Genomic DNA, 11,228 nt, shown 5'->3' on the forward strand with positions numbered 1-11,228 from the left:
GGCTATGACCTATCAGCTTAATTTCTCTGCTTTGTGGCCTTATCTGCCTGAACTATTGTCGGGCCTGTTGACCACCATTGAGCTGACGGCTATGACCACCCTCGGCGGTATTGCGCTGGGGATAGCGGGAGCCGCAATTCGCTGTGGTGATAGGGTTATATTGCGCCGGATATGGGGCGGTTATGTAGAAATTGTGCGTAATACCCCATTCGTGGTGCAACTGTTTTTTATTGTGTTTGGTTTACCGGCACTTGGCTTGAAACTTAGCGCCGGTCAGGCAGCCTTACTGGCGATGACTATCAATCTGGGCGCTTATAGCACGGAGATTATTCGTGCCGGCATTCAAGCCAGCGCTAAAGGCCAGTGGGAGGCGGGGCGGGTATTAGGGTTACGCCGTAGTCAGACTTTTTTCCGCGTGATCCTACCGCCGTCGTTACAGCGCATTTATCCGGCGCTGGTAAGCCAGTGCATTATTGTGATGCTCGGTTCTGCGGTGGTATCGCAGGTGTCATTTGAAGAGCTGACATTTGCCGCCAACCTGATTCAGTCGCGCACCTTCCTCAGTTTTGAGGTCTATCTGGTGACCACCTTGCTCTATTTGTTGTTAGCCATCGCAATGCGCCAATTACTGCTGGCGGTTGGCCGTCGATTCTTTGGGAGCCATAACTCATGATGTTTACTGACTGGGATATCATCCGTAACTTGTTATTGGCCGCCCGCTGGACGCTGTTACTGTCACTAACGGCCTTTTTCGGCGGCACATTAGTGACATTACCATTGATGTTGATGCGCTTGAGTCGTTGGTGTTGGGCTGCTCGTTTTGTCCGTTTATATACCGAATTGTTTCAGGGCACGCCGTTGCTGATGCAACTGTTTCTGGCCTTCTTCGGCTTAGCGCTGTTGGGTATTGATGTTAGCCCGTGGGCGGCTGCGGCGATGGCTTTGACACTGTTTACCAGTGCCTTTCTGGTGGATATCTGGTGTGGCAGTATTGCCGCGTTGCCGAAAGGCCAGTGGGAGGCTTCCCGCTGTCTGGGCCTGAGTTTCAGCCAGACGTTATTGCGGGTGATTGTGCCGCAGGCGATGCGTATCGCAATTGCACCGACCGTGGGTTTCTCGGTGCAGGTTATCAAGGGCACAGCACTGGCATCGATCATTGGTTTTGTCGAATTAACCAAAGCGGGCACCATGCTCAATAATGTCACTTATCAGCCGTTTAAAGTTTTTGGCTTAGTGGCGCTGGGCTATTTCCTGATGTGTTATCCGTTGTCGCGTTACAGCCATTATCTGGAGAGGAAATTCCATGCCGCTGATCACCATTAATCAGGTTCAAAAATACTATGGCCAGAACCATGTACTTAAAGGCGTAGATCTGGATATCGAGATGGGCGAAGTGATCTCGATAATTGGCCGCAGTGGTTCAGGTAAAAGTACCTTATTGCGTTGTATCAACGGGCTGGAGGGATATCAGGACGGCAGTATCAAGTTGGGCGGTATGACGGTAACGGATCGTGATTCGCAGGCGCGGGAGATTAGCCGCTCGGTAGGCATGGTGTTCCAGAATTTTAACCTGTTCCCACATATGACAGCATTGGAGAATGTGATGCTGGCACCGCGTCGGGTACTGAAAAAGAGCACGACCGCGTGCCGTGAACTGGCGGCGTTGATGCTGGAAAAAGTTGGGCTGGCAGACCGGCTCGATTATTACCCGGCTAATCTTTCCGGTGGGCAGCAGCAGCGTGTGGCGATTGCCCGTGCGCTGGCGATGCAGCCGAAGGTATTGCTGTGCGATGAGATCACCTCGGCTTTGGATCCTGAGTTAGTGGGGGAAGTGTTGAAAGTCCTCGAACAGTTGGCGGCAGAAGGTATGACACTGATTCTGGTGACCCATGAGATGAATTTTGCCCGTGAAGTGGGTGACCGGGTGGTGTTTATGCATCAAGGGCGGGTGTGGGAGCAGGGCGAAAGTCGCGCCTTATTTGCTAATCCACAAACTACTGAATTAAAACAGTTTATATCATCGGTCCGTGGTTTGTAGGCCACATTTCACTGAATTATTTAAGGATGGAGATTTTCTATGTCGGCAATAAACCCTAACCCGCTGTTTTGTCAGATTAACCCACCGGCACGGTTGCTGATGGGGCCGGGGCCGATCAATGCCGATCCCCGGGTATTGCGGGCAATGGCCAGTCAGTTGATCGGGCAATACGATCCGGCGATGACAGAGTATATGAATCAGGTGATGGCGCTATATCGTGGGGTTTTCCGCACTGAGAATCAGTGGACGATGTTGATCGATGGCACCTCTCGTGCGGGTATTGAAGCGGTTTTGCTGTCGGCCATCCGCCCTGGCGATAAAGTTCTGGTGCCGGTTTTTGGCCGTTTTGGTCACTTATTGTGTGAAATTGCCCGCCGTTGCCGGGCCGAAGTCCACACTATCGAAGTGGCGTGGGGCGAGGTATTCAGCCCAGAAATGATTGAAGATGCTATCAAGAAAGTGCACCCACGGCTGCTATTGACGGTGCAGGGCGATACCTCAACCACCATGTTGCAGCCGCTGGCTGAGTTGGGCGAGATCTGTCGCCGCCATCAAGTGTTGTTTTATACCGATGCGACTGCATCGCTGGGGGGGAACCTATTGGAAACTGACGCCTGGGGGTTGGACGCGGTATCTGCCGGGTTGCAAAAGTGCCTTGGCGGGCCATCAGGCAGTGCTCCGGTAACCCTCAGCCCACAATTCGCTGAGCAAATTCGGCGGCGCAAATGTATTGAGCAGGGGATCCGTACTCAGGATCATGCTGATGGCGACGAAGAGATGATCTATTCCAATTACTTTGATTTGGGCATGATCATGGATTATTGGGGGCCGGAGCGCCTGAATCATCATACCGAAGCCACCAGTATGTTGTTTGCGGCACGGGAATGCGCACGAGTAATACTGGAAGAGGGATTGGATAACGGTATTGCCCGTCATGCTTTGCATGGTGCAGCGTTGTTGGCGGGCATTCAGGGAATGGGGCTGGCGGTGTTCGGTGATATGAAGCACCGCATGAACAATGTGTTGGGGGTGGTTATTCCGACCGGTGTTCCTGGTGAGCAAGTGCGGCAACTGATGCTAAATGATTTTGGTATCGAGATTGGTACCTCATTCGGGCCGCTAAATGGCAAAATTTGGCGTATCGGCACTATGGGATATAACGCGCGTAAAGATTGTGTGATGCAAACGCTGGTGGCATTGGAGGCGGTATTAAACCGTTTAGGTTTTGCCACGGTTCAGGGCAACGGATTGCAAAGCGCGTGGAATGTCTATCAGGCTGAGAGTGATAAACCGGTTATTGATCCACTAAACGGAGCGAACTGATGGCTGTTACCCTGCCGGATGCCGAGGCAGAGCAGGCTGCATTACGGGTCTTGGCCCGTTGTGATGTGCTGGCGGCAATCAGTGAATCAGCGGATGCGCTGACGCGGGTGTACCTGTCTCCTGAACATTTGCGGGCAAATCAGCAAGTGGGTGAATGGATGCAGGCGGTCGGGATGCGCGTCTGGCAGGATGCAGTTGGTAATATTTGCGGCCGTTATGAAGGGCTGCAACCTGATGCGCCGGCCCTATTGTTAGGCTCTCATCTTGATACGGTGCGCAATGCCGGCCGTTACGATGGCATGTTAGGTGTATTAAGTGCGCTAGAAGTGGTGGGGTATTTGTATCGTCAGCAGCAGCGGCTGCCGGTGGCCATTGAGGTGATTGGTTTTGCCGATGAAGAGGGTACGCGCTTTGGTATTACCCTGCTGGGTAGTAAAGGTATCACTGGGTGCTGGCCGGCCGATTGGTTGAGTAAAACCGATGCTGAGGGTGTCAGTGTGGCGCAGGCCATGGAGAACCTTGATTTTGACCCCGCGGCTATTGTCAGTGCGCGACGTGAGGTGAGTGATTTTTGTGCTTATCTGGAGCTGCACATTGAACAGGGGCCGTGTTTAGAAAAGGCCGATTTGGCATTGGGCGTGGTGACGGCAATCAATGGCGCGCGCCGTCTGAATTGCCGATTTATTGGCTTAGCGGGCCACGCTGGTACGGTGCCGATGGGGCAGCGGCAAGATGCATTGGCCGGTGCGGCGCAATGGATTGGTGTCGTTGAACAGTTGACTGCTTGCTATGGTGAACATTTAGTGGCGACAGTTGGAACACTCAGTTGTTCGCCAGGTGCTGTGAATGTGATTGCCGCAGAGGTGGCTCTGACGCTGGATATTCGTGGCCCGCAAGACTGTCACGTGGACCAGTTACTGGCCAGTTTGTTGGCGCAGGCGCAAGTGATAGCAGCACAGCGCGGCCTGACTTTTTCATCAGAAGAGTTTTACCGTATCAGTGCTACCGAATGTGATATGGCTTTGCGCCAGCGAATCAACGCCAGTATTGATCGGGTACAGGGGCGCTCATTATTGCTGCCTAGTGGTGCGGGGCATGATGCCATTGCTGTTGCTGAGTGCTGGCCGGTAGGGATGTTGTTTGTGCGCTGCAAAGGAGGGGTAAGCCATCATCCTGATGAATCCGTCACGCATAGTGATATTGCGCTAGCCATTCAGGCTTATCTGGAAACGGTGCTATCCTGGCAACGGGTTTAATACACTGGGGGAGCACTTTTGCGGTACGGCTCCCCCTGGTTTTACCTTTACAACAATAAAAAATCATCAACATCGCGCCATGCCGGAAAGGCTTCGCGATAGCTCTGCAATGTTTCTAAAGACAACTCAGCATCCAGTTGCACAGCCAGTCCCGGTTCTGCTTGCGCCAACACCTCGCCTTGAGCATCCAGAATCACACTGTCGCCCTGATAGTGATGGCCGTTATCATCATCGCCGACCCGATTACATCCGGCGACGTAAGCCTGATTTTCTATCGCGCGCGCTGTCAGTAAACTTTGCCAGTGTTTGGCGCGGGGAGCAGGCCAGTTCGCGACATAGAGTGCTAAATCATAATCTTGCAAATTGCGTGACCACACCGGAAAGCGCAGGTCATAGCAAACTTGCATCAAAATTCGCCAGCCACGCCATTCCACCACCTTGCGCACTTTGCCCGCTTGATAGTGGTGGTGCTCACCGGCCATGCGGAATAAGTGGCGTTTGTCATAATGATGAACGCGCCCATTCGGTTCAACCAGCAGGAAGCGGTTCACCGCACCCTCGGTGGTTTTCAGCGCCACACTGCCGCCAATCAGGGCATCAGTAACTGTGGCCCAATGGCGTAACCAGTTGATGACCTCACCTTCTGATAATGCATTTTCAGCCGCATTCATGGCAAAACCGGTGGTAAACATCTCTGGCAACACAATCACATCACGCTGCCGGAGTGGTTCCAACAGCATGTCAAAATGGCGCAGATTTGCCTGTGCATCCAACCATACCAATGGCTGTTGCAACAGAGTCAGTTTTAAAGTTGACACAATCGCTCCGCAGCAGCATCCAGCGTGGCATCCTGTTTGGCGAAGCACAGCCGGATCAGTTTATGGGGGAACGGGCCTTCACAAAATACCGATAACGGTATCGCTGCCACGCCGACATGTTCGGTTAACCATTGGCAGAATTCAACATCATCAAGATCAGAAACCGCGCTGTAATCGGCCAACAGGAAATAGGTGCCTTCACTCGGCAGAATTTTCAGGCGGCTGGTGGACAGCGCATTGACGAAGCGATCACGACGGGCGCGATAAAAATCGGGCAGTTGCTGCCAGTGCTCTGGTTGGGCATTGAGCATATCCGCCAATGCGAGCTGAACCGGCGTGCAAACCGAAAAGGTCAGATATTGATGAATTTTACGCACTTCGGCACTGATAGCGGCGGGGGCGATGCAATACCCCACTTTCCAACCGGTCATATGGAAGGTTTTGCCGAAAGAGGACACTGCAATGGCGCGTTGGCGCAGGTGCGGATGAGCCAGCACACTAGCATGGCCTGCGGCGCTAAAGCAGATGTGTTCGTACACCTCATCGCTCAGCACATAGATATTACGTTCAGCAATCACTTGCCACAGTTGTTCAAAGTCTTCCGCCCGCCAAACAGTCGCTGAAGGGTTATGCGGCGTATTGACGATAACCAGACGAGTACGTTCAGAAACCAGATCAGCAAATTCAGACCAGTCGGTGGCGAATGTCGGGGGTTTTAGTGCTATGCGCTTGAGTATGCCGCCCGCCAGTTTAACTACCGGTGCATAGCTGTCGTAACTGGGATCAAAGCAGATAACTTCGTCGCCTGGGCGCACCAGGGCGGTAATGGCGGCAAACAGGGCTTCGCTGGCACCGGTAGTGATGGTGATTTCGCTGTCGGCATCGGGCTGCCAGCCGTAGATTTTAGCCGTTTTCTCCGCAATTGCATTGCGCAGCGGTGCCACGCCGGTCATTGGGGCATATTGGTTTGCACCTTGACTGACATGATAGGCCAATTGCTGTTTCAAATAGTCTGGGCCATCAAAATCGGGGAACCCTTGCGATAAGTTAATCGCTTGGTATTTTTGCGCCAATGCACTCATTTGCGTAAAGATTGTGGTGCCTTGTGCCGGCAATTTACTGTCTGGAATAAAGGATAAAGTGCTCATGGCAGATGAATACTCCTGGCGCTGTATGTTGCCGTCAATATAACACGATGTTAAGATTTGGCAATCAAGACGCTTAGATGTTTAAACGGCTAAATGCCGTAATTTGCTAAGCATAGATAAAAATGTACTAAGGCTGATCGTTGGGCAAATTGCGGTTGCTAAATGTGATGACCCACCTACACCACAACAGGGATATGCAATGACAGAAAATGTACAACTTGGCGCGCTGTTAGCCGCCTGCCACTGGATCGGGGAGAAGGGCTGGTGCCCAGCGACCGGTGGTAATATGTCCCTGCGGCTGGACTCGACTCATTGTCTGGTTACCGAATCAGGTAAAGATAAAGGCAGCCTCACCGCTGACGATTTTCTACTGGTAGAAACCGCCAACAACCATGTTCCAAGTGGGCGCACACCCTCGGCAGAGACCGGGCTACATACCTTGCTTTATCGTCTGTATCCAGAGATCAATGCGGTGTTACATACTCACTCGGTGAATGCCACCGTGCTATCTCGGGTTGAGCGTAGCCATGAATTAGTATTGCAAGGTTATGAAATGCAGAAATCACTGTCGGGTCAGCGTAGCCATTTGGATGCGGTTGCCATCCCTATTTTTGATAATGATCAGGATATTCCGGCGCTAGCCCAACGGGTTGCCACACTGGCAGATAATAACCCGTTACACTACGGATTCTTGGTGCGCGGTCATGGCCTGTATTGCTGGGGAAATAGCGTGGTGGAAGCCCGTCGTCATCTGGAAGGGCTGGAATTCTTGTTTCAGTGTGAACTGCAACGCCGCTGGTTTGATCTCAATCCTAACGTGGGGGCTAAATGATCCAGGCTATTGTTACCGATATTGAAGGCACCACTAGTGACATCCGCTTTGTCCATCAGGTGCTGTTCCCCTATGCCCGCGAGCGACTGACGCCCTATTTGCGTGCACATCAGCAGGATGAAGAGATTGCCGTAGCGCTAACCAGTCTGCGCCATGAGCTTGCACAGCCGGGTGCTGATATTGAAACATTGATTACCGCGTTACATGGTTTTATGGATGAAGACCGTAAATCCACGGCGTTGAAAGCGATTCAAGGCATTATCTGGCGCACCGGTTATCTGCAAGGGGACTTTCGTGGTCATCTTTACCCAGAAGTGGCCCGGCAATTGGCCGACTGGCAGCAACAGGGTTTGGGGTTATATGTCTACTCTTCTGGCTCGGTTGCTGCGCAGAAACTGTTGTTTGGTTACAGCGATGCAGGGGATTTACGCCCGCTATTCAGTGGCTATTTTGATACCCATGTTGGGGGAAAACGTGAGGTGAGTTCTTATCAGAATATTGCTAGTCAATTAGCTATCGCCCCACAAGCACTGCTGTTTTTATCTGATATCCGCCAGGAGTTGGATGCCGCGCAACTGGCGGGTTGGCAAACTTGCCAACTGATTCGCGACTTACCTGATAACGAAAGCCGCCACCCACAGGTGAGCCGTTTTGATCAAATCGTTTTGGAGGATTTTACAGCATGAGCGGATTAACGATTTTTAGTGATGAGCAGCCGGAACAACCGCTGTGGCAAAGCCATAATGCTGAAGAGATCCAGCAGCAACTGACTGCTATTGGTGTGCGCTTTGAGCGCTGGCAGGCAGATCGTGAACTGGGTGAAAATCCACAGCCGGAGGCGGTGATTGCAGCTTATCAACATGAGATTGACCGGCTGGTGGCGGAGAAGGGTTATCAGAGTTGGGATGTGATTAGCATGCGGCCTGATAACGTTCAGCGGGAAGTGTTGCGTGAGAAGTTTTTATCAGAACATACCCACGGCGAAGATGAAGTGCGCTTTTTCGTTGCAGGGGCAGGGCTGTTCTGTTTGCATCTGAACGGTAAAATTTATCAAATACTTTGTGAAAAGAATGACTTACTTTCTGTCCCTGCCGATACTCGCCACTGGTTTGATATGGGGTCTGCACCGAATTTCACGGCTATTCGGGTATTTGATAATCCTGAGGGGTGGGTGGCACATTTTACTGGCGATAAGATAGCCGATGCTTATCCACGTTTGGATTGATCACCTTCGTACTTTAAGCCGCAGCTAACACCGCTGCGGCTTCAATTGCTTTGGGGATAAAATTACAAACATTGCTCATTCTTAGCTTGGAAGAAGCCTGCCGCCACTTGTTCTGGGCTAATGACGCCGCTGTCTAATACCCAACCACTGATCAATGCCGCCGGTGTGACATCAAATGCCGGGTTATACACAACGGCATCTTCTGGTGCCCAATGGCAACTGCCAAAGCTGCCAAAGCTGCCTGAGACACCGGTCACTTCACTGGCGGCACGCTGCTCGATTGGGATCGCTGCACCATTCGGGCAGTTTGGATCGTGAGTGGTGTGCGGAGCGGCAACATAGAACGGAATATTGTGATAGTGGGCCAACACCGCCAAACTGTAAGTGCCTATTTTATTTGCCACATCGCCGTTGGCGGCAATGCGATCCGCGCCGACCCAGATAGCATCCACTTTGCCCTGAGCCATCAGGCTGGCAGCCATCGAATCACAAATCAATTGATATGGAATACCTAACTCACCTAACTCCCAGGCGGTTAAGCGGCCGCCTTGCAGCAAAGGACGGGTTTCATCAACCCACACCTGGTTAATCTTACCTTGTTGATGGGCTTTTAATAATACGCCGATAGCGGTACCAATGCCCGCGGTAGCGAGCCCACCGGTATTACAGTGGGTTAGCAAGTTACTACCCGGTTTAACCAGTGCCGCCCCATGCCGGGCAATGCACTCACACAATTCTCGGTCTTCATCTACCAGATGTAGCGCCTCGCGAGCCAGGCTATCGACCCAGTTGGCTTGTAGCAAAGCCTGCTGCATCCGTGCCAGATTATTCATCAAGTTGACTGCCGTCGGGCGGGATTCACGCAGCGCGATGAGTGCCTGCTCAAGTTGAGCTTGCGGCAAACCACGTTCTGCCAGCAAAGCCAATAATAAACTTGCTGACAGTCCAATAAGCGGCGCGCCACGCACTCGCAATGTCTGGATATGGCCAATCAGTAATTCTACCGTATCAGCTAATAGCCACTCCTGACGCTGTGGTAATGCTTGCTGATCGAGTATCCAGAGCTGGCTATCGATAATTCTTAAGCTGGTGGTTTGTAAATCGAGCCTGTTAAGCGTCTGCATTGTCAGTTAAATCCATGTTGCGTTATTGCATCTGGTTTCTTATTCTGCCAACATATCTTATGGATGTGTAGACGTCTATATGGTTTTACGCCTAAATACGGATTTTTTTGCTCTAACAGAGAATAATTTCACAGCTAAGCAAGTAGTTGGCGGTGAGTGAACCAGAATCGGGTAAAGAATAAAGAGGTCGAAGATGTCGCGCTACCATACATTTACTGCTGCGGATGCTGTTGAATATGCTCGCCAATTTGGTCAGGTTGCTGATCCACTGACCTTAGTGACGGCCGATGAAATCGGGGATGGCAATCTTAATCTGGTGTTTAAAATCCGTGATGCGGCCGGCGTCAGTCGGGTGATTGTCAAACAGGCACTGCCTTATGTGCGCTGTGTTGGGGAGTCTTGGCCGTTGACCTTGGATCGCGCCAGAATTGAAGCGCAAACCCTGTTAACACACAGTCAATTCTGCCCGCAACACACGGTCAATGTGTTGCATCACGATGCTGAATTGGCGGTAATGGTGCAAGAGGACTTATCTGATCACCATATCTGGCGCAGTGAATTGCTGGCAGGTAAACACTATCCGCAAGCGGCGGGACAACTGGCTGAATATTTGGCGCAAACCTTATTCCATACCTCAGATTTTTATCAGTCAGCACAAGCTAAAAAAGCGGCAGTGAGCTGCTATACCAATCCAGAGTTGTGCCAGATTACTGAGGATCTATTCTTTACTGACCCTTATATTGATCATGAACGTAATAATTTTGATCCGGCATTACTCCCTGATGTACTGGCTCTGCGCCAGGATAATGCTCTCAAGGTGGCGGTGGCCTCACTTAAACATCGCTTCTTGAGTAAGGCCGAAGCATTGCTGCACGGGGATATTCATAGCGGTTCTATCTTCGTTGCTGAGGGGCGTTTGAAAGCTATTGATGCCGAATTTGGTTTCTATGGCCCAATCGGCTTTGATGTGGGTACCGCACTAGGGAATTTGCTGCTCAATTACTGTGGACTACCCGGCCTGGCCGGCCCACGTGATGCCGCAGCCAGCCGCGAGCAACGGCTGAAAGATGTGCATATTATCTGGCAAACATTTTCCAGCCGTTTCGTGGCGTTAAGTCAGGAGAAAACGCAGGATTTGGCCTTAGCGACCGAAGGATATGTACCACAGTTCCTGCAACAGGTTTGGCAAGACGCGATAGGGTTTTGTGGTACTGAATTAATTCGGCGTACCATTGGCCTGGCACATGTTGCTGATCTGGATAGTATCGCTGATGAAGAGATGCGCCGGGAATGTCAGCGTCATGCGTTGAGTTTGGGGCGTAGCTTGATATTGGCTGCATCACACATTGATAACATTGATAATTTGATTGCTCGCATCAGGCAGAATGGATAGCAAAAATTATTCATGGTACCAGGTGATGGTCTGAACCAGAATATAGTGACCCCGTTAAGTAATGCGGGGTT

General features: G+C 51.5%; 12 protein-coding genes. 9 read left to right on the forward strand and 3 right to left on the reverse strand.

Annotated features, from left to right (window positions below):
* Positions 1-4 precede the first annotated feature (4 nt).
* From V1952_RS07870 to hpxK, 5 genes are read left to right on the forward strand one after another with little or no spacing between them, the layout of a single operon-like run.
* The gene (locus tag V1952_RS07870) at positions 5-673 is read left to right on the forward strand and encodes an amino acid ABC transporter permease (RefSeq protein WP_420074578.1); all 669 of its coding nucleotides are present in this window, start codon (positions 5-7) and stop codon (positions 671-673) included.
* A complete protein-coding gene (locus V1952_RS07875) occupies positions 670-1,323 on the forward strand; it encodes an amino acid ABC transporter permease (RefSeq protein ID WP_372558134.1) in 654 nt (217 codons plus the stop codon). The genes V1952_RS07870 and V1952_RS07875 overlap by 4 nt, the downstream gene beginning before the upstream one ends.
* Positions 1,304-2,038, forward strand: a complete 735-nt coding sequence (locus tag V1952_RS07880; protein ID WP_420074579.1) for an amino acid ABC transporter ATP-binding protein — start codon at positions 1,304-1,306, stop codon at positions 2,036-2,038. Before V1952_RS07875 ends, V1952_RS07880 begins: the two co-directional genes overlap by 20 nt.
* Before the next feature lie 39 nt (positions 2,039-2,077).
* Positions 2,078-3,361, forward strand: a complete 1,284-nt coding sequence (locus V1952_RS07885) for a pyridoxal-phosphate-dependent aminotransferase family protein (protein WP_372558136.1) — start codon at positions 2,078-2,080, stop codon at positions 3,359-3,361.
* The gene (hpxK, locus tag V1952_RS07890; protein ID WP_420071333.1) at positions 3,361-4,617 is read left to right on the forward strand and encodes an allantoate amidohydrolase; all 1,257 of its coding nucleotides are present in this window, start codon (positions 3,361-3,363) and stop codon (positions 4,615-4,617) included. The genes V1952_RS07885 and hpxK overlap by 1 nt, the downstream gene beginning before the upstream one ends.
* A 47-nt stretch (positions 4,618-4,664) precedes the next feature.
* Here hpxK and V1952_RS07895 read toward each other — a convergent pair whose 3' ends face one another.
* Together V1952_RS07895 and V1952_RS07900 are read right to left on the reverse strand one after the other, a co-directional pair.
* Positions 4,665-5,435 carry an amidohydrolase gene (locus tag V1952_RS07895; RefSeq protein ID WP_420074580.1) on the reverse strand — a complete coding sequence of 257 codons (771 nt, stop codon included), beginning with the start codon at positions 5,433-5,435 and terminating at the stop codon, positions 4,665-4,667.
* Positions 5,423-6,583: a pyridoxal phosphate-dependent aminotransferase gene (locus V1952_RS07900; protein WP_420074581.1), complete on the reverse strand. Its 1,161-nt coding sequence runs from the start codon at positions 6,581-6,583 to the stop codon at positions 5,423-5,425. Before V1952_RS07900 ends, V1952_RS07895 begins: the two co-directional genes overlap by 13 nt.
* 199 nt (positions 6,584-6,782) lie before the next feature.
* Here V1952_RS07900 and V1952_RS07905 point away from each other — a divergent pair, with 199 nt between their 5' ends.
* From V1952_RS07905 to V1952_RS07915, 3 genes are read left to right on the forward strand one after another with little or no spacing between them, the layout of a single operon-like run.
* Positions 6,783-7,415: a methylthioribulose 1-phosphate dehydratase gene (locus tag V1952_RS07905; protein ID WP_372558140.1), complete on the forward strand. Its 633-nt coding sequence runs from the start codon at positions 6,783-6,785 to the stop codon at positions 7,413-7,415.
* A complete protein-coding gene (gene mtnC, locus V1952_RS07910) occupies positions 7,412-8,101 on the forward strand; it encodes an acireductone synthase (protein WP_372558141.1) in 690 nt (229 codons plus the stop codon). Before V1952_RS07905 ends, mtnC begins: the two co-directional genes overlap by 4 nt.
* Positions 8,098-8,640: a 1,2-dihydroxy-3-keto-5-methylthiopentene dioxygenase gene (locus V1952_RS07915; RefSeq protein ID WP_420074582.1), complete on the forward strand. Its 543-nt coding sequence runs from the start codon at positions 8,098-8,100 to the stop codon at positions 8,638-8,640. The genes mtnC and V1952_RS07915 overlap by 4 nt, the downstream gene beginning before the upstream one ends.
* Before the next feature lie 62 nt (positions 8,641-8,702).
* Here the strand turns inward: V1952_RS07915 and mtnA are convergent, their stop codons facing one another.
* Complete coding sequence (gene mtnA / locus V1952_RS07920) at positions 8,703-9,764, reverse strand: S-methyl-5-thioribose-1-phosphate isomerase (protein WP_420074583.1); 1,062 nt, start codon at positions 9,762-9,764, stop codon at positions 8,703-8,705.
* A 193-nt stretch (positions 9,765-9,957) separates the two neighbouring features.
* Between mtnA and mtnK the strand changes: the two genes are divergently transcribed.
* Positions 9,958-11,157, forward strand: coding sequence for an S-methyl-5-thioribose kinase (gene mtnK, locus V1952_RS07925; protein ID WP_372558144.1), 1,200 nt, complete (start codon positions 9,958-9,960; stop codon positions 11,155-11,157).
* Positions 11,158-11,228: the final 71 nt, after the last annotated feature.

The organism is Yersinia sp. 2542 StPb PI (assembly GCF_048593855.1).
GTDB lineage: Bacteria > Pseudomonadota > Gammaproteobacteria > Enterobacterales > Enterobacteriaceae > Yersinia > Yersinia enterocolitica_E.

Excerpts from the sequence above, each read along its gene's own strand:
- V1952_RS07870 (WP_420074578.1), top strand. The coding sequence starts at position 5 with ATGACCTATCAGCTTAATTTCTCTGCTTTGTGGCCTTATCTGCCTGAA.
- V1952_RS07875 (WP_372558134.1), top strand. The coding sequence starts at position 670 with ATGATGTTTACTGACTGGGATATCATCCGTAACTTGTTATTGGCCGCC.
- V1952_RS07880 (WP_420074579.1), top strand. The coding sequence starts at position 1,304 with ATGCCGCTGATCACCATTAATCAGGTTCAAAAATACTATGGCCAGAAC.
- V1952_RS07885 (WP_372558136.1), top strand. The coding sequence starts at position 2,078 with ATGTCGGCAATAAACCCTAACCCGCTGTTTTGTCAGATTAACCCACCG.
- hpxK (WP_420071333.1), top strand. The coding sequence starts at position 3,361 with ATGGCTGTTACCCTGCCGGATGCCGAGGCAGAGCAGGCTGCATTACGG.
- V1952_RS07900 (WP_420074581.1), bottom strand. The coding sequence starts at position 6,583 with ATGAGCACTTTATCCTTTATTCCAGACAGTAAATTGCCGGCACAAGGC.
- V1952_RS07905 (WP_372558140.1), top strand. The coding sequence starts at position 6,783 with ATGACAGAAAATGTACAACTTGGCGCGCTGTTAGCCGCCTGCCACTGG.
- mtnC (WP_372558141.1), top strand. The coding sequence starts at position 7,412 with ATGATCCAGGCTATTGTTACCGATATTGAAGGCACCACTAGTGACATC.
- V1952_RS07915 (WP_420074582.1), top strand. The coding sequence starts at position 8,098 with ATGAGCGGATTAACGATTTTTAGTGATGAGCAGCCGGAACAACCGCTG.
- mtnA (WP_420074583.1), bottom strand. The coding sequence starts at position 9,764 with ATGCAGACGCTTAACAGGCTCGATTTACAAACCACCAGCTTAAGAATT.
- mtnK (WP_372558144.1), top strand. The coding sequence starts at position 9,958 with ATGTCGCGCTACCATACATTTACTGCTGCGGATGCTGTTGAATATGCT.